The sequence below is a fragment of the Pseudomonas sp. Pseusp18 genome (assembly GCF_059506005.1).
On sequence record NZ_CP169240.1, the window covers coordinates 675,221 to 698,097 of the forward strand.

Consider the following 22,877-nt stretch of genomic DNA (forward strand, 5'->3'; position numbering starts at 1 on the left):
GTGTTCACATTCACTCAGCGTTCTCTGCGATTTTTTACGATGACCTTATTCATGACCCTGCTGGCATTGACCGGTTGCCAGACGACACCGCAGAAAGGACTGACCCCGGAGCAGATCGCTGTGCTCAAGCAGCAAGGTTTCGAGATGACTGACGATGGCTGGTCGTTCGGCCTGTCCGACAAAGTGCTGTTCGGCAGTGATGTCGAACACCTCAACCCCAGCAGTACCGAGATCGTCGAGCGTATTGGCAAGGCATTGTTGAGTGTGGGAATCGAGCGCGTGCGGGTCGATGGTCACACCGATGCCTCGGGCAAAGAGTCCTATAACGAACAGCTTTCCCTGCGTCGCGCGAAAAGCGTCGGCGATGTCTTGGCCGCTGTCGGCATAAAAGAACAAAACATCCAGCTACGCGGCCTGGGCAGCAGCAAGCCCGTCGCCTCCAACGCCACCGCGGCCGGGCGCACCGAGAACCGCCGGGTGTCGATCGTGGTGAGTGCCGATTAATCGGCGAACACCATCTCCCGGCTTTCCCCCATCAACAGCGCATGATTCTGCTCGGTGACGGTACGGATGTAGTCCCACAACAACGTGATCCGCTTGAGCTTGCGCAGGTCCTCCCGGCAGTACATCCAGAACTGCCGGGTGATGGTGATTTCTTGCGGCAACACTGGCAGCAACCGCGGGTCCTGAGCCGCCAGGAAGCACGGCAGAATCGCCAGTGACCGTCCTTGCTGCGCCGCCACGAACTGCGCGATCACACTGGTGCTGCGCAGATTGGCACTGGCACCGGGCAGCACATTTGCCAGGTACAGCAGCTCCGAGCTGAACGCCAGATCGTCCACATAACTGATGAATTGATGCTTGCTCAAATCTGCCGGGCGGCGGATCGGTGGGTGCTTGTCCAGATAATCCTGGGTCGCGTACAGCTGCAATCGATAGTCACAGAGTTTGCAGCAGACATAAGGGCCGTGTTCGGGTCGCTCCAGCGCAATGACGATGTCTGCCTCGCGCTTGGACAGGCTGATGAAGTGCGGCAGTGGCAGGATGTCCACCGAGATCGCCGGGTAGGCGTCGACGAAATGGCTCAATTGCGGGGTGATGAAAAAGCTGCCGAACCCTTCGGTACAGCCCATGCGCACATGCCCGGACAGCGCGACGCCTGAGCCCGAAACCTGCTCGCAGGCCATGTGCAGGGTGCTTTCGATCGACTCGGCATAACCCAGCAGACGCTGGCCTTCAGCGGTCAGGACGAAACCGCTGGTGCGGGACTTCTCGAACAACAGCGTGCCCAACGAGGCCTCGAGCGAACTTATGCGCCGCGACACGGTGGTGTAGTCCACCGCCAGGCGTTTGGCCGCGGTGCTGGCCTTGCGTGTGCGGGCAACCTCGAGGAAAAACTTGAGGTCATCCCAGTTCAACGAGCCTAAAGACGTGATGTTTTTTTGCATGATGGACCGGCTTTTATGTGCGTTCTTATTAGAAGTTTGCACATCTATACTCCAAAAACAGTCCGACAACCAAATCGCGACACACGCCTCATCTCAAGGCGACTTTCTCGCCTTGGCTCCCAAGATAGCTCTCTAAATAAGAACAACGTCCCGGAGACCCGACATGAACGCATCGCTAGAAACCACCGTACAAAAGGTCAAGTTATTGATCGATGGCGAGTGGGTCGAATCCCAGACCACCGAATGGCACGACATCGTCAATCCGGCGACCCAGCAAGTGCTGGCCAAAGTCCCCTTCGCGACCGCTGCTGAAGTCGATGCCGCCATCAGCGCTGCTCATCGTGCCTTTCAGACCTGGAAGCTGACGCCAATCGGCGCGCGGATGCGCATCATGCTCAAGCTTCAAGCGCTGATTCGCGAGCACTCCAAGCGTATTGCCGTGGTACTCAGCAATGAGCAGGGCAAAACCATCGCCGATGCTGAAGGCGATATCTTCCGTGGCCTGGAAGTGGTCGAGCACGCTTGCTCCATTGGCAGCCTGCAAATGGGCGAGTTCGCCGAGAACGTCGCTGGCGGTGTCGATACCTACACCCTGCGTCAGCCGATCGGCGTCTGCGCCGGTATTACCCCGTTCAACTTCCCGGCGATGATTCCGCTGTGGATGTTCCCGATGGCCATCGCCTGCGGCAACACCTTCGTGCTCAAGCCTTCCGAGCAGGATCCGATGTCGACCATGCTGTTGGTGGAACTGGCGATTGAAGCCGGCATTCCGCCGGGTGTGCTCAACGTCGTTCATGGTGGCAAGGATGTGGTCGATGCGCTTTGCACCCACAAGGACATCAAGGCTGTTTCGTTCGTCGGCTCGACCGCGGTCGGCACGCATGTCTACGATCTGGCCGGCAAACACGGCAAGCGCGTGCAATCGATGATGGGCGCCAAGAACCACGCCGTAGTGCTGCCCGATGCCAATCGCGAGCAAGCGCTCAATGCACTGGTCGGCGCCGGTTTCGGTGCGGCCGGGCAGCGCTGCATGGCCACCTCGGTGGTGGTGCTGGTGGGCGCGGCCAAACAATGGCTGCCGGATCTCAAGGCGCTGGCGCAGAAACTCAAGGTCAATGCCGGCAGCGAGCCAGGCACTGATGTGGGTCCGGTGATTTCCAAACGAGCCAAGGCGCGGATTCTCGACCTGATCGAAAGCGGGATCAAGGAAGGCGCCAAGCTGGAACTGGACGGTCGCGACATCACTGTTCCGGGCTACGAACAGGGCAACTTTGTCGGCCCGACCCTGTTCTCTGGCGTCACCCCTGAGATGCAGATCTACACCCAGGAAATTTTTGGCCCAGTGCTGGTAGTGCTGGAAGTCGACACCCTCGATGAGGCCATCGCCCTGGTCAACGCCAACCCGTTCGGCAACGGCACGGGTCTGTTCACCCAGAGTGGTGCGGCGGCGCGCAAATTCCAGACGGAAATCGACGTTGGCCAGGTCGGCATCAACATCCCGATTCCGGTGCCGGTGCCGTTCTTCAGCTTCACCGGTTCCCGTGGTTCCAAACTTGGCGACCTCGGTCCGTATGGCAAGCAAGTGGTGCAGTTCTACACTCAAACCAAGACCGTCACCGCGCGTTGGTTCGATGACGACAGCATCAACCACGGTGTGAACACCACCATCCACTTGCGTTAAGGAGCCGGACATGAAAATTGCTTTTATCGGTCTCGGCAACATGGGCGCGCCGATGGCGCGCAACCTGATCAAGGCCGGCCATTCGCTGAACCTGTTTGATCTCAATCAAACCGTGCTGGCCGAACTGGCTCAACTCGGCGGCACCATCAGCACTTCACCGAAGGAAGCATCGAAAGACGCGCAACTGGTGATCACCATGCTGCCGGCCGCGGCCCATGTGCGCAGCGTCTGGCTGGGGGAAGACGGCGTGCTGGCGGGAATCGCCAAAGGCGTGCCAGCGGTGGATTGCAGCACCATCGATCCGCAGACGGCGCGAGATGTTGCCGCGGCGGCCGCAAAGCAGGACGTGGCCATGGCCGATGCCCCGGTTTCCGGTGGCACTGGCGGTGCAGCGGCCGGGACGCTGACCTTCATGGTCGGCGCCACGCCTGAACTGTTCGCCACTCTGCAACCGGTGCTGGCGCAGATGGGCCGCAACATCGTCCATTGCGGCGAAGTCGGCACCGGGCAAATCGCCAAGATCTGCAACAACCTGCTGCTGGGGATTTCCATGGTTGGTGTCAGCGAAGCCATGGCGCTGGGCAGCGCCCTGGGTATCGACACAACGGTGCTGGCGGGCGTCATCAACAGTTCAACCGGGCGCTGCTGGAGTTCGGAGATGTACAACCCGTGGCCGGGCATCGTCGAAACGGCGCCGGCCTCGCGCGGTTATACCGGCGGTTTCGGTGCTGAACTGATGCTCAAGGATCTGGGGCTGGCCACTGAGGCGGCACGTCAGGCGCACCAACCGGTCGTGCTCGGCGCGGTGGCCCAGCAGTTGTATCAGGCGATGAGCCTGCGTGGGGAAGGGGGCAAGGACTTCTCGGCGATCATCAACAGCTATCGCAAACCCCAATAAGCGTTTGTGGCGAGGGAGCAAGCCCCCTCGCCACAGGATTCATGCATGCCTCTTTACCGAGAGACCACGTCGGGTGGTCGCTCGGTTTTTTGTATCAGGCAAACACGAAATACTTACGCACGGTTTCAACCACTTCCCACGTGCCTTTCATGCCCGGTTCGATGACGAAAATGTCACCGGCGCGCAGGTGGATCGGCGCCATGCCTTCCGGGGTGATGATGCAGTAGCCTTCCTGGAAGTGGCAGTATTCCCACTTCACGTATTCCACATACCACTTGCCCGGCGTGCAGATCCAGGTGCCCATGATCTTGCTGCCATCTTCGCTGGTGTACGCGTTGAGGTTGACGGTGTGCGGATCGCCTTCGAGCTTTTCCCATTTGCAGGCGTCGAGTACGGGCAACGGGTGAGTGTCGCGAAGAACGGTAATCGGTGCGGTCATGTGGACTCCGGGCCTTGGAATATAGAAAGTGGTACTGAAGAACTGAAGTCGCACCCTATAGCGCCCATGCTCCGCTCAGTTGTCTGTATTCGACATCGAGCTGTCCAGAAACGCGCGCTACCCTCAAAGACTTTCCAGCGGACAATCGATTCGGGCCTGCAGGAAGGTGCTCTCGAACTCGACCAATTGCTCGTGTTGGTGCCTGAGTGCAGCGATCTTCTCGCTGATTTCACGCTTCTTGGCATCGATGGCCTGCTGCGCCAATGACCAGGGCATCGCCCGGCCTTGATGCCCGGTAAAGATCGCCTGTAATTCCTTGAGCCTGAAACCCAACTGTTGAGCGCACTTGATGAGGATCAGCAGGTCGACGCTTTGTTGGTCATAGACACGGTATTTGCCTTGTCGCTGAGCGGCAGGCAGCAAGCCGATCGACTCGTAATGACGGATGCTCTTGATTGTCGTCCCGGAGCGTTGTGCGGCTTGGCCGATGTACATGAAAAGTCCCTTTTCGCGGTGGTAACACCCGGCGCATTATCGGCACACTCAGTGACTGGCGATAGCCTGGGCTTGCCGTAACCAGGCCTCACGCTGACCCTCGCTTGCGCCGAGAATCGGGCCGAACGTGAGTGTGCGACGGGGTTCGATGCCGCAGAAGGCGAGGGTGGTTTTACGTATCTGGTGCAGCCCGGGCATGCGGTAGATCCAGCGGTAATACCAGGGGGGCGTGTCCATGGTCACCAGCAGATGCGCGCTGCGACCGCGCAGGAGTTTGTCGGGGAAGGCTTTGCCTTCGCGGTACTTGAAGGCGAAACCCGGCAGGAACACCCGATCGAAAAAGCCCTTGAGCAACGCCGGTACGCCTCCCCACCAGATCGGGTAGACCAGGGTCAGGTGTTCGGCCCACAGAATGTCCGCCTGAGCGCGGCGCAGGTCGGCCTCCAGCGGCTGCACCTGTTGATAACCTTCACGTAGCACCGGGTCGAAGCTCATAGTGCCCAGCCATAGCTGGCGCACCTCATGCCCGGCACGCAGCGCCGATTGTGCGTAGCGTTCGGCCAGTGCGCCGCAGAAACTGTTGCTCGAAGGATGACCGAGAATCACCAGAATTCGTTTGCTCACCGTAGCGGTCCCTGAAGATGAAACCTCAAGGGTAAAGTCTGCCCCTCAGGGGAGAGTCAAGGCGTTCAGCAAGGCCTGGGCATAACCGGGCAGTACGGTGAAGTCCCGGGCGCACAGCAATAGTTTGCGGCGAGCCCACGGCTCTTCCAGTGCGACGTTTTTGAACGGCGTTTCAGCCGGCCAGCGTTCCACCGCCGCCAAGGGCACGATCGCCAGCCCGGCCCCCCGGGCAACCATGCGCATCACGCCATCGAAACCATCGGCGCGGATGCGGACCTGCATCCGCAAGCCGCTGTGCAGGGCCTGTTCTTCCAGGTAAATGGCCAAGGCGCTGTTGGCGTTCAGGCCGACGTAATCGTGGTGCAAAGTAGCGCTGAAATTTAGCGGTCCGGTGTCGGCCAAGGGGTGATCACGCGGCAGGATCAGCACCAGCGGATCGTCGCGGAAATAGCGGGTTTGCAGGCCGTCGGTATCCACGGCGTCGGACACGATCCCCAGGTCTGCTGCGCCCTGGCGCAAGGCGTGGGTGATGCGTGTACTGGGCAGCTCCTGCAGGTCGATGTCGAGGTTCGGATGGTCGCGCAGAAAGTCCGCCAGCAATTCCGGCAGGTACTCGGTGATCGCAGTGGTATTGCACAGCAACCGCACTTGGCCTTTGACGCCTTTGGCGTATTCGACCAGGTCCTGCTGCATGCGCTCGGCCTGTTGCAGCAGGACCCGGGCGTGCTGCGCCAGCGCCTTGCCGGCCGGAGTGGGGCTGACACCGCGGCGACCTCGCTCAAGAAACTCGATGCCCAGTGAGGCTTCCATCGCGCGGACTCGTGCACTCGCCGCCGCCAGCGACAAATGGCTGCGGGCGGCACCGGCGGTGATGTTGCCGGTGTCGAGGATATTCAAGTAGAGGCGCAGGTCGGTGAGGTCGAAGTGCATACAGAATCCCGGATCGTTCCCACGCTCTGCGTGGGAATGCCTCGCTGGACGCTCTGCGTCCGCTTCGGCAAGTGACGCGGAGCGTCACGGGCTGCATTCCCACGTAGAGCGTGGGAACGATCATTGCCTCTTGGTAAGCAAGAGGCAGCCTCAGTATATGGCAGATTTTCAAGGCGCCCTTCAGGGGCCACGATAGCCCCATGAATACACTTGCCGCGTTTTATCAAAATCTGGGCTTGGCCCTGTCTTTATTGGTTATCGCCACCTTCCTGCTGGCCGGGATGATCAAAGGTGTGATCGGCCTTGGTCTGCCGACCATTGCCATGGGCCTGCTCGGCCTGGCTATGGCGCCGTCGCAGGCTGCGGCGTTGTTGATCATTCCCGCGACGCTGACCAACGTCTGGCAACTGGCATTCGGCGGTCATTTGCGCGGGTTGCTCAACCGGTTATGGCCGATGCTGCTGGCGATTTTCATTGGCACTGGTGCCGGCACAGTGTGGATCGGCATGGCCGGTGGACATTGGGTGGTACGGGGGCTGGGGGCGGCGCTGTTGATTTACGCCTTGAGCGGGTTGTTCCTGCCGACCTTGCGCGTCGGCGGTCGCACCGAGCGTTGGCTCGGTCCGCTCTGCGGTGTGCTGACGGGCGTGATCACCTCGGCCACCGGTGTCTTCGTGATTCCGGCGGTGCCTTATCTGCAAGCGCTGGGCTTGAACAAGGATGAACTGGTGCAGGCGCTGGGCCTGTCGTTCACTGTCTCGACTCTCGCGTTGGCCGCCGGCCTGTCATGGCGCGGTGCCCTCGGCGGTGGCGAGTTGAGCGCGTCGCTGCTGACGCTGATCCCGGCGGTGCTCGGCATGTTGCTGGGGCAATGGCTACGCCTGCGGATCAGCGCCGTGTTGTTCAAGCGCGTGTTCTTCATCGGCCTCGGCGTGCTCGGCGGCCACTTGCTGATCAGCGGCTAGCGGACGATGTGCTGAGCATCTCGATCGGGCGGATATCGAAATCCTGCTCCAGATATTCCATGCGCATGTCGAGGAACTGCTTCATATGGGGCAGGTTCGAGTGCACGTCCAGATGGGCCTGGGATTGCCAGATCTCGTAGAAGATAAACAGCGTCGGGTCCTGCTTGTCGCGCAGCATGTGGTACTCGATGCAACCGGGTTCGGCGCGACTCGGTTCGACATAGGCACGGAAGAACGCTTCGAAGGCCTCGGCTTTTTCCGGGCGGGTCTTGGCGTGCAGGATGAAGCCTTGCAGCTCGCTCATCAGAATCTCCTAAACAGTCAGAATCGGCGCAAGTTTATGGCAACAATCGCTTGTGGATTCGTGCGTATAGGTCAAATGAATTTTGCGGATGGAGCGCTTATTCCGCGCGAGGCTGATCGTTAGGCTGCCGCCATCGATTCCAACCTTGCGAGATTTCTCATGAAAAAAGTCCTGTTGCTCAATGGCGGCAAAAAATTTGCCCACTCCGATGGTCGCTACAACACGACGCTGCACGAAGCAGCGTTGAGCGTGCTGGATCGCGGTGGTGTGGATGTGAGAACCACGTTCATCGACGAGGGCTACGACGTCGCCGAGGAAGTCGCCAAATTCCTCTGGGCCGATGTGATCATTTATCAGATGCCCGGCTGGTGGATGGGCGCGCCCTGGACGGTCAAGAAGTACGTCGATGAAGTTTTCACTGCAGGCCATGGCAGCCTCTACGCCAGCGACGGTCGCACGCGCTCCGACGCGTCGCAGAAGTACGGCAGCGGCGGCTTGTTGCACGGTAAAAAGTACATGCTGTCGGTGACCTGGAACGCCCCGCAGCAAGCCTTCGACGACTCGACCGACTTCTTCGAAGCCAAGGGCGTGGACGCGGTGTACCTGCCGTTTCACAAGGCCAACACCTTCCTCGGCATGACCGGTTTGCCGACCTTTTTGTGCGTCGATGTGATGAAGCGCCCGAATATCGAAGCGGATGTGGCGCGTTATGAGCAGCACTTGACCGAGGTGTTTGGCCTTAAGGCATGACGCTCGGCTACTATCGAAAGTCTGAACCTATGGCGAGGGAGCTTGTGTGGCGAGGGGGCTTGCCCCCGTTCGGCGGCGAAGCCGTCGTAATATTGGTAATCGCGGACTGCCTGAGTCAACGCGTTTGCAGGTTTTAGGTCCGCTTTGCGCCCCAACGGGGGCAAGCCCCCTCGCCACACAAGCCCCTCCACAGTAGAACGGTGCAGGACTATCGATAAGGGACACACGTGAAAGCCAGATCCGATGAGTTGCAGATTTTCGTCTGCGTGATTGAGTGCGGGTCGATTTCGGCTGCGGCTGAGCAAGTCGGGCAAACGCCGTCGGCGGTCAGCCGCACGCTGTCGCGGCTGGAGGCCAAGCTCGATACCACGCTGATCAATCGCACCACCCGGCGCATGGACCTGACCGAAGAGGGCAAATATTTCTTCGAGCACGCCAAGCTGATTCTCGATCAGATGGACGAGCTCGAAGAGCGTCTGTCCTCACGCCAGCAAACCCCGTCCGGGCGACTGCGGATCAACGCCGCGTCGCCGTTCATGCTGCACGCCATCGTGCCGTACATCGATGAGTTCCGCCGTCTCTACCCGGACATCCAGCTCGAACTCAACAGCAACGATTTGATCATCGACCTGCTCGAACAAAGCACCGACATCGCCATCCGCATCGGCACGCTGGCCGACTCGACCCTGCACGCCCGCTCCCTGGGTTGCAGCCCGCTGCACATCGTCGCAAGCACAGCGTATCTGGAACAACACGGCGTACCGAGCGCTGTCGAGGATTTGAGCGAGCACACGCTGCTGGGCTTTACCCATAATGAAGGTCTCAACCAATGGCCACTGCGCTATGTCCATGGTGACCGCTGGCCGATTCAAGCGTCGATCAGTGCGTCGAGTGGCGAGACGATCAGGCACCTGGCGCTGGCCGGTCAAGGCATTGCCTGCCTGTCGCACTTCATGACCATCGACGACATCCGCGCCGGTCGCTTGCAGGTGCTGCTGGCGGAGTTCAACAGCGGTTATCGCCAACCCATCAACGCGGTGTACTACCGCAACTCGCAACTGGCCCTACGGATCCAGTGCTTTCTGGACTTTATTCAGGGCAAATTGGCGGCTTATGCGATTGCCGATTTCAGGGGCTGATTTGCAGACCGCGTGATCGTTCATTGCGAGCAGGCCACCCATTCACTGGCCCGCCCGCCGTCAATTCCGTAACATCCGCGTCCCTCTTTTCCCGCCTGTATTTTTAGGTAAGCCATGAAACCCAAACGTCTGCGCGCCGATGTCCTGGCCGGACTCACCACCTCTTTCGCCCTGCTCCCCGAATGTATCGCTTTCGCGCTGGTGGCCCACCTCAATCCATTGATGGGGCTTTACGGCGCTTTCATCATCTGCACCCTGACTGCGCTCTTCGGCGGACGGCCGGGGATGGTGTCTGGTGCCGCCGGCTCGATGGCGGTGGTGATCGTCGCGCTGGTGGTGCAGCACGGTGTCCAGTACTTGCTGGCGACGGTGTTGCTGGGCGGGCTGATCATGTTGGCGTTTGGTCTGTTGAGGTTGGGCAAGCTGGTGCGCATGGTGCCGCATCCGGTGATGCTCGGCTTCGTCAACGGTCTGGCGATTGTCATTGCGCTGGCCCAGTTGGAGCACTTCAAGAGCGGTGAGGCCTGGTTGAGTGGGGCGCCGCTGTACATGATGATCGGGCTGGTGGCGCTGACGATGGCCATCGTTTACCTGATGCCGCGCCTGACGCGGGCCGTGCCGCCGGCGCTGGTGGCGATTCTGGGCGTTGGGCTGGCGGTTTACCTGCTCGGCCTGCCGACCCGCACCCTGGGCGACATGGCGCACATTGCTGGTGGCTTGCCGGGTTTTGCGCTGCCAGACATCTCCTGGAGCCCGGAAACCCTGCGCATCATCGTCCCTTACGCGATATTGATGGCGGTGGTCGGCTTGCTGGAAACCCTGCTGACCCTGAACCTCACCGACGAGATCACCGAGAGCCGTGGCTATCCGGATCGCGAGTGCGTGGCCTTGGGCGCTGCCAACATGGTTTCTGGTGTGTTCGGCGGCATGGGTGGCTGCGCGATGATCGGGCAAACCGTGATCAACCTCAGCTCCGGCGGTCGCGGTCGGCTGTCCGGTGCGGTGGCCGGGGGGATGATCCTGCTGTTTGTGCTGTTCCTTTCGCCGCTGATCGAGCGCATTCCGCTGGCCGCATTGGTTGGGGTGATGTTCGTGGTGTCGCAGCAGACGTTCGCCTGGGCTTCATTGCGGGTACTGAACAAGGTGCCGCTGAACGATGTCTTGGTGATCATCGCGGTCACGGTGATTACCGTGTTCACCGATCTGGCCATCGCTGTGTTGTGCGGGATCATCATTGCGGCGCTCAACTTTGCCTGGCAACACGCTCGCGAGCTGTATGCCGACAGTCACGTTGAAGCCGACGGCAGCAAGCTCTACCTCCTGCACGGCACGTTGTTCTTTGCCTCGACGACGCCTTTTCTCAACCAGTTCGATCCCGCCAATGATCCGTCTGTGGTCACCGTCGACTGTCGCCACTTGAGCTTCGTTGATTACTCGGCCATCGCCGCACTGAAGACGTTGCGCGAGCGCTACACCAAGGCTGGCAAGCAGCTACGCGTACTGCACTTGTCCGATCGCTGCAAGAAACTGCTCAAACGCGCCAGCGAGCATCACGACTGACATCGATGGGGGTCGTTCCTGTGCTCTGTGTCACGAGTGGTGGCGAATTATGGACAGTGTGATGGCTACTTAGTAGCATCCGCTGCATACGGATCTTTCTCCTGCGCGTCGATCGACGTGGGTCTATCAAGGAATCGAAATGCACAACTTTACCCATGGCGATAAAACCGTTTCTTTCACTGTCTTGAGCGGTGAAGTGGTGAGCAGCGAAAAAATCAGCGAGACCCGTGTGACATCCACGGGCGGCGTTCAGGTGAACGGTAACGACGGTGATGTGACGCCTGTGCGCATCAGTTCTGTTTCAATTATCAATCATGAGATCTGGGTCAAAACCCCGGACGGTATCGAGCACGATGTAAAGCTGCGCGGCATGGACATTCCTTTGCGCACAGGTCAGGAAATCTCTTTGATCAGTGCCTTGAAAAAGGATGGTTCGCCTCTGCACACCATTTTGCAGAACCACACAGCGTCCAAACGCTGGGTACTGCGTGACGCGAGTGCACTGAATACCGAACTGGAGCTGTCGCCCTTTAACTGGAAGACAGTGCTGATCGTGCTTGGATTGTGCATCGCCGGTCTTGCTACGGCCGGGCTAGGCTTCCTGGCGGCGGCGGGCTATTTTTTCTACGCGTGGTATCGGGGCGCCCAGCGCAAGAAACTGCTGATTAGCGATTTGAACGCCTACATCGAGACCCTGGACAATCGAGTCGCCAGTCGCGGTCAGGCGCCAAGCCCTGTTCAAGTTGAAAGCCCGGTCCAGACCGAAATCTCTGTCCAGGTCGAAAGTCCTGCACCGACGCAATCCCCTGCCGAGCCTGAAAGCCCTAGGCTGAACAGTGATAGCGTACGCAGGGCGCTATCGCGCAATCTCTGATGACTTGATCTCGATACAGCAGAGTCAAGCCTGCCTCGATAGTGGAACTATCATCCCTCTACGCCGATTGTTCTCACGCAGAGGGATGAAAATTCCGCTATCCGATTTTCATAACCCGCGATCTCCCATACCTCTGCACGACATCCCTTACCCCTCCACGAAAATTACTTTCACTTAGTTTGAAAGTATCTCGTCGAAATGATTTATGAGTTTCACAACCCATTCGACGTGACCCTTTCGAGGAGTACCGCATGACGCTTTCCTTCGGCTATTGGCTGTTGGTTTACGCCGCCATCGCCATCATTGCGCTGATCGTTCTGATCGCCCGTTACCGGATCAATCCCTTCATTGTGATCACCCTGGTGTCTATCGGCCTGGCGCTGTTGGCGGGGATGCCGCCGTCGGGTGTGGTGGGGGCGTATGAGGCCGGGGTTGGCAAGACGCTGGGGCACATTGCGCTGGTGGTGGCGCTGGGCACGATGCTCGGCAAGATGATGGCCGAGTCCGGCGGTGCGGAGCGGGTGGCACGCACCTTGATCGACCGTTTCGGCGAGAAAAATGCCCACTGGGCGATGGTGTGTATCGCCTTTCTTGTAGGGCTGCCGCTGTTCTTCGAGGTCGGTTTTGTCTTGCTGGTGCCGATCGCGTTTACCGTGGCGCGGCGGGTGGGCGTGTCCATTCTGATGGTCGGTTTGCCGATGGTTGCGGGGCTTTCGGTGGTCCACGCGCTGGTACCGCCGCACCCGGCGGCGATGCTGGCGGTGCAGGTCTATCAGGCGTCGGTGGGGCAGACCTTGCTCTACGCGATTCTGATCGGTATTCCGACCGCGATTATCGCCGGTCCCCTATACGCCAAATTCATCGTGCCGCGCATTCAACTGCCGGCCGATAACCCCCTGGAACGCCAGTTCCTGGAGCGTGAGCCGCGCGATAGCCTGCCGGGTTTTGGTGTCACCATGGCCACCATTCTGTTGCCGGTGGTGCTGATGTTGATCGGCGGCTGGGCCAACCTGATCTCCACGCCGGGTAGCGGTTTCAATCAGTTCCTGCTGTTCATCGGCAACTCGGTGATCGCCTTGCTGCTGGCGACCTTGCTGAGTTTCTGGACCCTCGGCCTGGCCCAGGGCTTCAATCGCGAGTCGATCCTCAAGTTCACCAATGAATGCCTGGCGCCGACCGCCAGCATCACCTTGCTGGTTGGTGCCGGTGGTGGCTTGAATCGGATTCTGGTGGACGCTGGCGTCACCAATCAGATCGTCAGCCTGGCCGATGAATTCCAGTTGTCGCCGCTGTTGATGGGTTGGCTGTTCGCCGCGTTGATGCGCATCGCCACCGGTTCCGCCACCGTGGCCATGACCACCGCTTCGGGGATTGTCGCGCCGGTGGCCATTGGTCTGGGTTATCCGCATCCGGAGTTGTTGGTGCTGGCGACGGGGGCGGGGTCGGTTATCTTTTCCCACGTCAACGACGGCGGTTTCTGGTTGATCAAGGAATACTTCAACATGACCGTCACCCAGACCTTCAAGACCTGGACAGTGCTCGAGACGCTGATCTCGGTGGTCGCCTTCGGCCTGACCGTTGGCCTTTCTCACCTGCTTTAGTCGGAGCCATCCGCCATGGACATCCTCTATCAGATCCGCGCTCGTCAGGAATCCTTCAGTGCCGGTGAAGGACGTATCGCTCGGCTGATGCTCGACGACGTAGGATTTTCCGCATCCGCCAGCCTCGATGAACTGGCGCAGCGAGCGGAAGTCAGCACCGCCACATTGTCGCGATTCGCCCGCACAGTCGGTTGCCGCGACTTGCGGGATTTGCGCCTGCAACTGGCCCAGGCCAGCGGTGTCGGCAGCCGCTTTCTCGACCCGGCGGGCACGCCCGAACAGTCGGCGTTCTACGGGCAGATTGTCGGCGATATCGAGTCGACCTTGCGCCAGCACCTGGCGGCGTTCGATGAGTCGCGCTTCGCCGATGCGGTGAAACTGTTGGGCAAGGCACGGATGATTCACGCCTTCGGCATGGGCGGCTGCTCGACCCTGTGCAGCGATGAACTGCAAGTGCGGCTGGTGCGCCTCGGCTACCCGATTGCGGTGTGCCACGACCCGGTGATGATGCGCGTCACCGCCGCCAGCCTCGGCGCCGAACACGCGCTCATCGCCTGCTCGCTAACCGGTATCACGCCCGAACTGCTCGAAGCAGTGGAGCTGGCGCGCAGCTACGGCGCACGAATTCTCGCCATCACCCGTGCCGACTCGCCATTGGCGCAACTGGCCGATGTGCTGTTGCCGCTGCAAAGCGCCGAGACCTCGTTTATCTACAAACCCACGGCGGCGCGCTACGGCATGTTGCTGGCCATCGACGTGCTCGCCACCGAGCTGGCGCTGGCCAGTCCTGAAGACAATCAAGAACGTCTGCGGCGGATCAAACTGGCCCTGGACGACTACCGCGGCGGCGACGATCACTTGCCGCTGGGAGACTGACATGACGTACGACACGCTGATCCGCAATGCGCTGATTATCGATGGCAGCAACACCCCCGGTTACCCCGCTGACTTGGCGATTCTGAATGGACGCATCGAGCGAATCGGCAACTTGCACGACGCTCGCGCCACCGACGAAATCGATGCTGCCGGAAGAGTATTGGCCCCAGGTTTCATCGACGTGCACACCCATGACGATACGGTGGTGATCCGCCAGCCACAGATGCTGCCAAAACTCAGCCAGGGCGTGACCACGGTGATCGTCGGCAATTGCGGGATCAGCGCATCGCCGGTGAGTTTGCGCGGTGATCCACCGGACCCGATGAACCTGCTCGGCACCGCCGCTGCGTTTGTGTATCCGCGCTTCAGCGACTATCGCGCCGCCGTCGAAGCGGCCAATACCACGCTGAACGTGGCCGCGCTGGTGGGGCACACCGCGTTGCGCAGCAATCACCTGGACGACCTGTATCGCACCGCGACCGCCGATGAAATCAGCGCGATGCGCGAGCAACTGCGCGACAGCCTTGAGGCCGGTGCCTTGGGTTTATCCACAGGCCTGGCCTACGCCAGCGCCTTCTCGGCTTCCACCGAAGAGGTGATGCAACTGACCGAAGAGTTGACGGCATTCGGCGCGGTTTACACCACGCATTTACGCAGTGAATTCGAACCGGTGCTGGAGGCCATGGACGAGGCGTTCCGCATCGGACGTCACGCACAGTCGCCGGTGATCATTTCCCACCTCAAATGTGCCGGCGCCGGTAACTGGGGCCGTAGTCCGCAACTGCTGGCCTCGCTTGAGGAGGCTGCGAAATCTCATCCGGTAGCTTGCGATTGTTATCCCTACGCGGCGAGTTCTTCGACGCTGGACCTCAAGCAAGTCACCGACGCCCATCGCATCACCATCACCTGGTCCACGCCGCACCCGGAAATGGGGGGGCGGGATCTGATGGACATCGTCGCCGAGTGGGGCACTGCGCTACTTGAAGCCGCCCGCCGACTGCAACCGGCGGGGGCGGTGTATTACGGCATGGACGAGGCCGATGTACGAAGCATCCTCGCGCATCCGCTGTCGATGATCGGCTCCGACGGCTTGCCGGAAGACCCGTTTCCGCATCCACGCTTGTGGGGCGCATTCCCACGAGTGCTCGGACATTTCAGTCGCGACGTCGGCCTGTTTCCGCTGCATACCGCCGTGCACAAGATGACCGGGTTGTCGGCGGCACGCTTTGGCTTGAAGGAACGTGGCGAGATTCGTGAAGGGTATTGGGCGGATCTGGTGTTGTTCGATCCGGCGACGATTCGCGATGTGGCCAACTTCAACGATCCGCAACGGGCGGCGCAAGGGATTGATGGAGTGTGGATCAACGGAGTCTTGAGTTATCGCGACGGGCAGGCGAACGGCAGAAGGGAAGGGCGATTTCTGGCGCGGGAGGGGGATTTGCGTAAAGGGTTTCATTGATCGCGCCTTCGTAGACGCTGCCAAAGGTTCGGGCCGCGTTCGGACGATCTTTTGACCCAGGTCTCATGGTGGCACATTGCAGTTAAAGAAAGCCGTCGCCAAGCCGAAGCGCTGACATCCAGCCCAGCCACACTGGGCTCATTCAGTCAGGGAGTTACCCCCATGAGTTTCGGCAAAACCACCCCGATCCTGCGGATTTTCGATGAAACCAAGGCTTTGGAGTTCTACGTCGAGTTTCTGGGGTTCAAGATTGATTGGCAGCACCGCTTCGAGGCGAACCTCCCGCTGTACCTGCAAATCTCCCGTGGCGAATGCGTGCTGCACCTCTCCGAACACCATGGCGACGCGACAACGGGCTCGGCCCTGCGCATCGAGACCGATGAGCTGGAGGCGTTCCAGCAGCAATTGCTGGCCAAGGAATATAAGTTTGCGCACCCACAAATCCAGGCGATGCCATGGGGCAGTCAGGACATGACCGTGGCCGATCCGTTTGGCAATCGGTTGGTGTTTACCAATGCGATTAGTGTTTGAGGCAGCAGGAAAAAGCTTAACCCGTGATAGTGTCGTCCGATCAATTCAGCGAGCACAGAGGGCGCTTATGGCCAGCCTTACCATTGGCAATCTTGACCCGCAGATTTATGAGCAATTGCGCAACAACGCGCGCAGCAATGGCAGGTCCATGGAGGAAGAGGCTCGCTTGATTCTGAGGCGCGCTCTCGATCAGATGGATGGTGCTCATGGATTGGGGACACGAATCAACAACCGATTCAAAACTAGTGGCGGGATCGTGTTGGATCTGCCACATCGCAAGAGTGGGCAGTGAATGCGAAGCAAGGGCTAACCCGAAATAACTTGTGTCTGTTCAAAAGCATTCGCGGGCAAGCCCGCTCCCACAGGTTCAGTGAGTAACCTGTAGGAGCGAGGCTTGCCCGCGAATGGATCTTTCATTCACCGCAAAGTGAATATCAAACCCGGAAGTGACTCACCATCATCTGCAACTGATTGCCCAACCGCGCCAGCTCGACACTGGACGCAGCGGTTTCGTCGCTGGCGGTGGCGGTCTGTTCGGACACGTCGCGTACGTTGATGATGCTGCGGCTGATCTCCTCGGCCACGGCGCTTTGTTGCTCGGCGGCGGCAGCGATCTGCTGGTTCATTGACTGAATGTTGGACACCGTGCGGGTGATGTTTTCCAGTGATACGCCGGCCTTGCGAGTCAGCGCCACGCTGCTGTCGGTCAGGGTGCGGCTGTTGTTCATCACCGCCGCCACTTGTTGAGTGCCGTTCTGCAAGCCGGCCACCAGGCCTTCGATTTCCTCGGTGGATTTTTGCGTGCGTTGGGCCAGGCCACGAACTTCGTCAGCCACCACCGCAAAACCACGACCAGCCTCACCGGCACGGGCCGCTTCGATGGCAGCGTTGAGGGCCAGCAGATTGGTCTGCTCGGCCACGGCTTTGATCACATCCATGACGCTGCCGATCTTGTCGCTTTCCTGCTGCAGTACGCTCATCGCTTCAGTGGAACGCACCACTTCGCTGGCCAGGCGCTCGATCTGGGCGATGGCTTCGTTGACCACTTTGTCACCTTCGCGAGCTTCACCGTCAGCGGCGGCTGCGGCTTGGGAGGCTTCTTCGGCGTTGCGCGCGACTTCCTGCACGGTGGCTGTCATTTCGTGCATGGCGGTGGCGACCTGATCGGTTTCCACTTTTTGGCTGTTCACACCGGCGCTGGTCTGTTCGGTCACGGCCGACAGTTCTTCGGCGGCGCTGGCGATCTGAGTGACGCCGTCACGGATGCCACTGATCAAGTCCCGCAGGGTCACGCCCATGCGCGCAATGCCTTGCTGCAACACGCCGAGTTCGTCGCGGCGGGTGACTTTGATGTCTTGAGACAAGTCACCACCGGCGATGCGTTCGACCACTTTAAGGGTATCGCGCAACGGACCGGTGATCTGACGGGTGATGACCACGGCGGCGATGATGCCCACCAGCAACGCCAGCAAGGTGCTGATCAATTGCAGTGTGCGGGCCTGGGCGCTTTCGGCATCACGGCGGTCGAGCTGGAATTGATACAGCTTATCGCTCAGGGTCACGATGGCGGCGCCCTGATCGGTCATTTCCTTACGCGCCTGCACCGCATCGCTGTTGGCGGCTTTATAGGCTTGCAAGGCACTGCGGTAGTTGCTCAGGGCGGTTTCCAGCTGACGCAGGGCGTCTTGTTGGGTTTCGGCGAAATGTGTGTTCAGTGATTTCAGGCTGGCGATGGCCGCATCCAGTTGGGAAACGGCTTTCTGCTCGGTCTCGGCATTGGTGTTGGCGGTGTAGCCGCGCACTTCATAGCGGGCAAGAATGAACGCTTCCTTGGCGGCGGTGATGGCCAGGAACTGTTCGAAGCGCTGATCGCTCAAGGGCATTTGCTGCACACGGATATTGATCGCATCGATCAGCTTGCTAGCGGTTTCGGCGTTGGCTGCCATGGCTTCGCGGGCACTGTTGCCGGTGCGGTAGGCGCTGCGCATTTTGTTCAGCGACGTCTGATAATCGGCGATGGTCGCGGCCTGCTCTTTGAGCATTTTGACGTTTTCAGGGTTTTTGAAGCTGCCCAGCAGGGCGGTTTGCTGAGCAACAAAACCGTCCAGGGTGGTTTGCACAGTCTGTGCGGCGGTTTCGTCGCCGTTGGTCAGCATGTATTGCAGGCGAACCACGCGCAGCTTGGTCAGGCCGGCATTGAGCTGAGTGATGTCGCTCATCCAGTTGCTGCGGTCAATCAACCCGCCCAGGCTGGTCCAGCCGGTCAGGGCGAGGATGCAGGTCAGTGCCAGGACCAGGCCGAATCCCAGGCCCAGTTTCAGGTTCACGCTGATGTTGCCGAACCAGCTATTCATCAAATTCCTCCAGGAACGTTGCGCTTTTGATCGTCGGTTGGCTGGAAGATTTTTGTTTTTGGGAGCCAGCAAGGTGTGTAGCAGGTATGTATCGGCCGCAATCCCGGGAGCTGAAAGGATTTTGTCGGATGGATTCTGTAACAAGATTTTTACGCAGGTCTTAAGCTTTTTTTCACATGGGTTTCACCAGCAGCCGACGCGAGACTCTCTACTCTGGTGGCTTTGTATGATTGTGATGCATGCCGGCGAGGCGGCTAAACGTGGAATTGAGACTGAGTCTGTTCGGGATAAAACGCTCGATCGATCTAAGCCGTTTGGCCCGTTATCGAAACGCCGCGGTCATCGTGGCCTCGCTGCTGCTGGTGATTCCGCTGACCGTGTGGCTGTTGCGGCCTGCGGCTGTGCCCGATCTGGCCCATGGCAATGTGGCGGGTGCCCGTGCGCTGGCTGCGGGTTGGGCCAAGGGCGACATGATCGTGCTGGTGCGTCACGTTGAGCGTTGCGATCACTCCACCGCCGCCTGTCTGATTGGCAATGATGGCATTACAGATCGCTCGCGCAGTGTGGCAGTGGGGGTCGGTGCGCAGTTTGAACATCTGGGCCTGAACAAGGCCGATATCTACAACAGTCCGGTCATCCGTGCGGCACAGACCTCCAGTTATATGTTCAACAAGGTCGGCGTCGGCGAAGACTGGCTGATCAACTGCCGGGGCAGCATGTTACGTGATGCCCTGGCGCACAAAGTGGCCGGGCGCAACCTGATTCTGGTGACCCACAGTGAGTGCATGGCGGAACTCGAAAAAGAGCTCAAGCTGCCGACTGCTACTCTAGGCTACGGCGCTTCTCTGTTTATCTCCGCTGAAAAACCTCAGGAACCTCGTATGCTTGGTTCCATCGAAGCCTCTGACTGGCATTCGGTGACCACCGAATGAGCTTCTTCTTCATCCCTCTGGATCTGGACGTACGATGCTGACTTCTTCCCGTTACCGCTTTTACTGGGTGAACTTTGGTATTCCGCTGGCCTGCGCGGTCGCGGTGTTTCTGATGTTTGACATGACCAAAATCGACATCGCTTTCAGCGATCTTTTTTATGACCCGGTTACCCAGGTGTTTCCGTTGGAGCATGTCCGTCTGTTCGAGCAGATCACCCATAAATGGGCGCGGATCATCCCGAACTGGACCGGTGAGATTGCGATCATCGGCGCCGTGCTGTCATTTCTCTGGCCGCGACTGAAGGCTGAAAAACATTCGAAGATCATCGCCTTCCTGGAAAAAATCAAAGTCGCGCCCGTGCTTCGGTTCGCTAGTAAACACCGCCGAGACTTCCTGTATATGGTGTTCGCGTTTTCCATCAGCACCGGCGTTATCCACTACCTCAAGAGCCACACCAGTGTGTATTGCCCGGTTGAAACCACTCAGTACGCCGGGAAAATCGAGCACAAGGAGTGGTACCAGAATTTTGACCTGCTGAAAGAAGCCGGTGACGGTCGCTGCTGGCCGGGTGGGCATGCGTCGGGCGGCTTCACCATGCTCGCGCTGTACTTCGTGGCTCGCCGCTACCGCTGGCGGTACGCCAAAGCAGTGATGTACGGCTCGTTGCTGCTCGGTTTCGTCTATGGCACGACACGAGTTCTGCAAGGCTGGCACTACATGTCCCACACCTTCTGGTCCGGGATCTTCGTGTGGCTGACGTGTTTGCTGACGGCATTGGCGTTTTATGGGCGTGCGCGGCTGGAGCTGCCGTTGTTGCAGAAGGCTGCGCTACCCGTCGCTGAGCCGTTTACAGGGTCACAAAGTAGTAAGCCTGACGCCCCACCTTCATTGTCTTGATCACCTTCAAGGGCGCGGCGGGTTCATTTACGCCAGACATGAGTGCCACATTAGCCGGTGAGGCGCTCAGAAACTCATGCAATTGCGCCTCGGTATCCAGGCCTTTGAGTACGCGCCGGGTGTAGAACACACTGGCGCCGCCCACCCGCTCGTTGGCCTGAAACAACGCGACCTGCTGCCCGCTGTCCTGAAATGCCTGAATCTGTTCGGTCAGCGGCAGGAAGGACAGTGTGCGATCAGCGTGAGGCAATGCCCATTGAGCCGCAGCGACGTAGCTGCCGATCACCACGGCCAGTACGCCAACACCTACACCACGACGATGCCGGACAATCAGCCCAGGCAAGGTCGACGCACCGGTGTAGGCTTGAAGCCGCTCGAACAGCACTCTCGCATACTCCGCGGCAATCACCGCCGCCGCCGGCGTCATGGACATCATGTACACCGTGCGTTTGCTCGACGCCAGGGTCAGCATGACGAACTGCGCCAGCAGCCACACCGTGAAAAACAACAGGTAACGATTGGCCATCAGGCTTTTGCGAAAGTGCCACAGCCCCAGGTACACCAGAATGTTCCAGGGCGCGAAGGCCTCCGGCAGCTTGGCCAGGTAGTAGTAGAACGGCTCGTAATGGCCGGCCTCGACGAAGGAGCCGCTGAAGCGCCCGACGCTATTGGTCAGCAACACTTCCCCCACGGCATGCACGCCATCGCGCTGATACAGCACCGCGAGCCAGATCATCAGCGGCACCAATCCCAACAGCGTCAACAGGCCGGGGCGCAGCCAGTCCGAGGGCTTCAGGCGTTTGTCCATCAAGGTTTCGGCCAGCAGATACGCGAAGATCACCACCCCCGGCATCGCCAGCCCCAGCACGCCTTTGCTCAAGGTCGCGATAGCGATTCCTGAAGCAAACAGCAGGGCATTGCCGACGGTCGAGTGCCGTTGACCATGAAAAAACGCCAGCAGCGCCATACTCACGCCGAAGGCCAGCAACGCGTCTTCGCCGACGCTGCGCGTATTACTCCAATAACTGGCCATGGTCGCCAGCAAAATCCCCGCCGTCCAGGCAACAACCTTGGGCCGGTTGAATCGCCGCAGCATCGTGTACAACAGCATCACACTGAACAGCCCGGCAAACGCGGACGTCAGTCGCACCGCCCACGGCGTACCACCGAATGCGCGAATCGCCCCGGCGTCGAGCCACAAGCTCAAGGGCGGTTTTTCAAGAAACGGCTCGCCGAACAAATGCGGGGTCACCCAGTCGTTATCCAGGTGCATCTCCATGGCAATTCCGGCGACCCGGGCCTCCGTGGAACCTTGTAATTGGTGGTTGCTTAGGGCGAAGAAAAACAGCAGAGCGGCGAGTAGAAACAGTGAAGAGACGGGGCGTGACATGAGTTTCTGGCTAACCGAGCAGGGGACCGGGAACCCCAAGCATACGAGTTGAATGCTTAACGAAACATGAACGGCCAGCGAGAGGTGACGGGTGACGTTGGGGCAGCACTAACGGGGGGCGATCTGAGTAGCAGCGTCCTTCCAGGCGCTGTTATTGTCTGACGTCATGGAGTTGGTAGTTAAGGATGATGCAATGGAGCTTGCGCTGACGGTTGGCACTCACACATTGAGATTGAGCGCCCCCGACCCCGAATGGTGTAAAGCGTTGCAGCATGCGCTGAACGCCAGTTTTACAGTCCACTGCGAATTTCTGCCCTGGGCCAAACCCTGCACCACCGAGGACGAGGCCCGATCGTTCCTCGCGCGGGCAGTCGATGAATTCAAAAGCGAAACCGGTGAGCGGCGGCTGTTTATCGTCGACGATACCGCGCGCGCGATCATCGGCTGCATTGGCTTGAAGCCCCGGCGCCGTAACCGGTATGTGGTCGGCTACTGGGTCAATACCGAGTATTCGGGCAAAGGCTATATGCGCACGGCGCTTGAAGCGTTGATCAAAAGCATGCCCGGATTCACGTTTTACCTGACCATCGCCTCGGCCAATGTGGCGAGCCAGCGGCTGGCCGAAGCGGCCGGGTTTGGTTTGATCAGACGGTGTTATCAGAGGGCTTGTTTGCAGCCGCATGAGGCGCAGGATACGTATCTGTATCGGTTGAAATGAGGGTGGGAGCA

24 protein-coding genes and 1 pseudogene are annotated in these 22,877 nt (G+C 59.6%); 16 read left to right on the top strand and 9 right to left on the bottom strand.

Features of this window, described 5'->3' with window-relative positions; all coding sequences use genetic code 11:
- Positions 1-504: an outer membrane lipoprotein YfiB gene (gene yfiB / locus ACEN9A_RS02865; protein ID WP_258672307.1), complete on the top strand. Its 504-nt coding sequence runs from the start codon at positions 1-3 to the stop codon at positions 502-504.
- On the opposite strand, the gene ACEN9A_RS02870 is transcribed toward yfiB, so the two are convergent.
- Positions 501-1,448 (bottom strand): LysR family transcriptional regulator, encoded by a 948-nt coding sequence (locus ACEN9A_RS02870; protein ID WP_258672309.1) that lies wholly within the window; start codon positions 1,446-1,448, stop codon positions 501-503. The two genes, yfiB and ACEN9A_RS02870, sit on opposite strands and share 4 nt — an antisense overlap.
- A gap of 163 nt (positions 1,449-1,611) precedes the next feature.
- On the opposite strand from ACEN9A_RS02870, the gene ACEN9A_RS02875 reads away from it, so the two are divergent.
- Together ACEN9A_RS02875 and mmsB are read left to right on the top strand one after the other, a co-directional pair.
- A complete protein-coding gene (locus ACEN9A_RS02875) occupies positions 1,612-3,129 on the top strand; it encodes a CoA-acylating methylmalonate-semialdehyde dehydrogenase (RefSeq protein ID WP_007933394.1) in 1,518 nt (505 codons plus the stop codon).
- 10 nt (positions 3,130-3,139) lie between these two features.
- Positions 3,140-4,027 (top strand): 3-hydroxyisobutyrate dehydrogenase, encoded by an 888-nt coding sequence (gene mmsB, locus ACEN9A_RS02880; RefSeq protein WP_019582621.1) that lies wholly within the window; start codon positions 3,140-3,142, stop codon positions 4,025-4,027.
- 94 nt (positions 4,028-4,121) lie between these two features.
- Here mmsB and ACEN9A_RS02885 read toward each other — a convergent pair whose 3' ends face one another.
- The 4 genes from ACEN9A_RS02885 to ACEN9A_RS02900 form a co-directional block, all read right to left on the bottom strand.
- On the bottom strand, positions 4,122-4,466 hold the full coding sequence (locus ACEN9A_RS02885) for a cupin domain-containing protein (protein ID WP_007900627.1): 345 nt from the start codon (positions 4,464-4,466) through the stop codon (positions 4,122-4,124).
- Between the two features lie 123 nt (positions 4,467-4,589).
- Complete coding sequence (locus ACEN9A_RS02890; protein WP_258672311.1) at positions 4,590-4,961, bottom strand: MerR family transcriptional regulator; 372 nt, start codon at positions 4,959-4,961, stop codon at positions 4,590-4,592.
- 48 nt (positions 4,962-5,009) lie between these two features.
- Positions 5,010-5,585 carry an NAD(P)H-dependent oxidoreductase gene (locus ACEN9A_RS02895; protein WP_258672312.1) on the bottom strand — a complete coding sequence of 192 codons (576 nt, stop codon included), beginning with the start codon at positions 5,583-5,585 and terminating at the stop codon, positions 5,010-5,012.
- Between the two features lie 45 nt (positions 5,586-5,630).
- Positions 5,631-6,515: a LysR family transcriptional regulator gene (locus tag ACEN9A_RS02900; RefSeq protein WP_258672313.1), complete on the bottom strand. Its 885-nt coding sequence runs from the start codon at positions 6,513-6,515 to the stop codon at positions 5,631-5,633.
- Positions 6,516-6,715: 200 nt separating this feature from the next.
- Between ACEN9A_RS02900 and ACEN9A_RS02905 the strand changes: the two genes are divergently transcribed.
- On the top strand, positions 6,716-7,480 hold the full coding sequence (locus ACEN9A_RS02905; RefSeq protein ID WP_258672314.1) for a sulfite exporter TauE/SafE family protein: 765 nt from the start codon (positions 6,716-6,718) through the stop codon (positions 7,478-7,480).
- Here the strand turns inward: ACEN9A_RS02905 and ACEN9A_RS02910 are convergent.
- A complete protein-coding gene (locus ACEN9A_RS02910; RefSeq protein WP_018929423.1) occupies positions 7,470-7,784 on the bottom strand; it encodes a putative quinol monooxygenase in 315 nt (104 codons plus the stop codon). The two genes, ACEN9A_RS02905 and ACEN9A_RS02910, sit on opposite strands and share 11 nt — an antisense overlap.
- 159 nt (positions 7,785-7,943) lie before the next feature.
- Here ACEN9A_RS02910 and mdaB point away from each other — a divergent pair, with 159 nt between their 5' ends.
- From mdaB to ACEN9A_RS02955, 9 genes are all read left to right on the top strand, one after another.
- Positions 7,944-8,534 carry an NADPH:quinone oxidoreductase MdaB gene (gene mdaB, locus ACEN9A_RS02915; RefSeq protein WP_019651022.1) on the top strand — a complete coding sequence of 197 codons (591 nt, stop codon included), beginning with the start codon at positions 7,944-7,946 and terminating at the stop codon, positions 8,532-8,534.
- A gap of 227 nt (positions 8,535-8,761) precedes the next feature.
- Positions 8,762-9,673, top strand: coding sequence for a LysR family transcriptional regulator (locus ACEN9A_RS02920; protein ID WP_018929425.1), 912 nt, complete (start codon positions 8,762-8,764; stop codon positions 9,671-9,673).
- Between the two features lie 114 nt (positions 9,674-9,787).
- Positions 9,788-11,233 carry a SulP family inorganic anion transporter gene (locus ACEN9A_RS02925; protein WP_258672315.1) on the top strand — a complete coding sequence of 482 codons (1,446 nt, stop codon included), beginning with the start codon at positions 9,788-9,790 and terminating at the stop codon, positions 11,231-11,233.
- A gap of 139 nt (positions 11,234-11,372) precedes the next feature.
- Positions 11,373-12,107 (top strand): hypothetical protein, encoded by a 735-nt coding sequence (locus ACEN9A_RS02930; RefSeq protein ID WP_413387715.1) that lies wholly within the window; start codon positions 11,373-11,375, stop codon positions 12,105-12,107.
- Positions 12,108-12,358: 251 nt separating this feature from the next.
- Entirely contained in the window at positions 12,359-13,708 is a 1,350-nt protein-coding gene (locus tag ACEN9A_RS02935; RefSeq protein WP_258672318.1) for a GntT/GntP/DsdX family permease, read from the top strand.
- Positions 13,709-13,723: 15 nt separating this feature from the next.
- Complete coding sequence (locus tag ACEN9A_RS02940; RefSeq protein WP_258672319.1) at positions 13,724-14,584, top strand: MurR/RpiR family transcriptional regulator; 861 nt, start codon at positions 13,724-13,726, stop codon at positions 14,582-14,584.
- A gap of 1 nt (position 14,585) precedes the next feature.
- Complete coding sequence (locus ACEN9A_RS02945) at positions 14,586-16,043, top strand: N-acyl-D-amino-acid deacylase family protein (protein WP_258672320.1); 1,458 nt, start codon at positions 14,586-14,588, stop codon at positions 16,041-16,043.
- 132 nt (positions 16,044-16,175) lie between these two features.
- Complete coding sequence (locus ACEN9A_RS02950; protein WP_258674133.1) at positions 16,176-16,574, top strand: VOC family protein; 399 nt, start codon at positions 16,176-16,178, stop codon at positions 16,572-16,574.
- Between the two features lie 67 nt (positions 16,575-16,641).
- Positions 16,642-16,866 carry a FitA-like ribbon-helix-helix domain-containing protein gene (locus ACEN9A_RS02955; RefSeq protein WP_258672321.1) on the top strand — a complete coding sequence of 75 codons (225 nt, stop codon included), beginning with the start codon at positions 16,642-16,644 and terminating at the stop codon, positions 16,864-16,866.
- A gap of 142 nt (positions 16,867-17,008) precedes the next feature.
- On the opposite strand, the gene ACEN9A_RS02960 is transcribed toward ACEN9A_RS02955, so the two are convergent.
- The gene (locus ACEN9A_RS02960) at positions 17,009-17,872 is read right to left on the bottom strand and encodes a methyl-accepting chemotaxis protein (protein WP_404942596.1); all 864 of its coding nucleotides are present in this window, start codon (positions 17,870-17,872) and stop codon (positions 17,009-17,011) included.
- A gap of 42 nt (positions 17,873-17,914) precedes the next feature.
- Positions 17,915-18,928: pseudogene (locus tag ACEN9A_RS02965) on the bottom strand (methyl-accepting chemotaxis protein); the annotation flags it as partial.
- Positions 18,929-19,188: 260 nt separating this feature from the next.
- On the opposite strand from ACEN9A_RS02965, the gene pmrG reads away from it, so the two are divergent.
- Together pmrG and ACEN9A_RS02975 are read left to right on the top strand one after the other, a co-directional pair.
- Entirely contained in the window at positions 19,189-19,860 is a 672-nt protein-coding gene (gene pmrG, locus ACEN9A_RS02970) for a lipopolysaccharide core heptose(II)-phosphate phosphatase PmrG (protein WP_019651030.1), read from the top strand.
- A gap of 34 nt (positions 19,861-19,894) precedes the next feature.
- Entirely contained in the window at positions 19,895-20,758 is an 864-nt protein-coding gene (locus ACEN9A_RS02975; RefSeq protein ID WP_258672323.1) for a phosphatase PAP2 family protein, read from the top strand.
- Here ACEN9A_RS02975 and ACEN9A_RS02980 read toward each other — a convergent pair.
- Positions 20,709-22,148, bottom strand: a complete 1,440-nt coding sequence (locus ACEN9A_RS02980) for an ArnT family glycosyltransferase (RefSeq protein ID WP_258672324.1) — start codon at positions 22,146-22,148, stop codon at positions 20,709-20,711. The two genes, ACEN9A_RS02975 and ACEN9A_RS02980, sit on opposite strands and share 50 nt — an antisense overlap.
- 193 nt (positions 22,149-22,341) lie before the next feature.
- Between ACEN9A_RS02980 and ACEN9A_RS02985 the strand changes: the two genes are divergently transcribed.
- Entirely contained in the window at positions 22,342-22,866 is a 525-nt protein-coding gene (locus tag ACEN9A_RS02985) for a GNAT family N-acetyltransferase (protein ID WP_258672325.1), read from the top strand.
- The last annotated feature ends 11 nt before the right edge of the window (positions 22,867-22,877 follow it).

Bases quoted from the DNA above. Each gene is read 5' to 3' on its own strand.
- ACEN9A_RS02905 (WP_258672314.1), top strand. From the start codon at position 6,716: ATGAATACACTTGCCGCGTTTTATCAAAATCTGGGCTTGGCCCTGTCT.
- ACEN9A_RS02975 (WP_258672323.1), top strand. From the start codon at position 19,895: ATGCTGACTTCTTCCCGTTACCGCTTTTACTGGGTGAACTTTGGTATT.
- mmsB (WP_019582621.1), top strand. From the start codon at position 3,140: ATGAAAATTGCTTTTATCGGTCTCGGCAACATGGGCGCGCCGATGGCG.
- ACEN9A_RS02955 (WP_258672321.1), top strand. From the start codon at position 16,642: ATGGCCAGCCTTACCATTGGCAATCTTGACCCGCAGATTTATGAGCAA.
- ACEN9A_RS02930 (WP_413387715.1), top strand. From the start codon at position 11,373: ATGCACAACTTTACCCATGGCGATAAAACCGTTTCTTTCACTGTCTTG.
- ACEN9A_RS02870 (WP_258672309.1), bottom strand. From the start codon at position 1,448: ATGCAAAAAAACATCACGTCTTTAGGCTCGTTGAACTGGGATGACCTC.
- ACEN9A_RS02885 (WP_007900627.1), bottom strand. From the start codon at position 4,466: ATGACCGCACCGATTACCGTTCTTCGCGACACTCACCCGTTGCCCGTA.
- ACEN9A_RS02925 (WP_258672315.1), top strand. From the start codon at position 9,788: ATGAAACCCAAACGTCTGCGCGCCGATGTCCTGGCCGGACTCACCACC.
- ACEN9A_RS02960 (WP_404942596.1), bottom strand. From the start codon at position 17,872: ATGGGCGTGACCCTGCGGGACTTGATCAGTGGCATCCGTGACGGCGTC.
- ACEN9A_RS02875 (WP_007933394.1), top strand. From the start codon at position 1,612: ATGAACGCATCGCTAGAAACCACCGTACAAAAGGTCAAGTTATTGATC.
- mdaB (WP_019651022.1), top strand. From the start codon at position 7,944: ATGAAAAAAGTCCTGTTGCTCAATGGCGGCAAAAAATTTGCCCACTCC.
- ACEN9A_RS02940 (WP_258672319.1), top strand. From the start codon at position 13,724: ATGGACATCCTCTATCAGATCCGCGCTCGTCAGGAATCCTTCAGTGCC.
- ACEN9A_RS02900 (WP_258672313.1), bottom strand. From the start codon at position 6,515: ATGCACTTCGACCTCACCGACCTGCGCCTCTACTTGAATATCCTCGAC.
- ACEN9A_RS02890 (WP_258672311.1), bottom strand. From the start codon at position 4,961: ATGTACATCGGCCAAGCCGCACAACGCTCCGGGACGACAATCAAGAGC.
- ACEN9A_RS02910 (WP_018929423.1), bottom strand. From the start codon at position 7,784: ATGAGCGAGCTGCAAGGCTTCATCCTGCACGCCAAGACCCGCCCGGAA.
- ACEN9A_RS02945 (WP_258672320.1), top strand. From the start codon at position 14,586: ATGACGTACGACACGCTGATCCGCAATGCGCTGATTATCGATGGCAGC.
- ACEN9A_RS02935 (WP_258672318.1), top strand. From the start codon at position 12,359: ATGACGCTTTCCTTCGGCTATTGGCTGTTGGTTTACGCCGCCATCGCC.
- ACEN9A_RS02985 (WP_258672325.1), top strand. From the start codon at position 22,342: ATGGAGCTTGCGCTGACGGTTGGCACTCACACATTGAGATTGAGCGCC.
- ACEN9A_RS02980 (WP_258672324.1), bottom strand. From the start codon at position 22,148: ATGTCACGCCCCGTCTCTTCACTGTTTCTACTCGCCGCTCTGCTGTTT.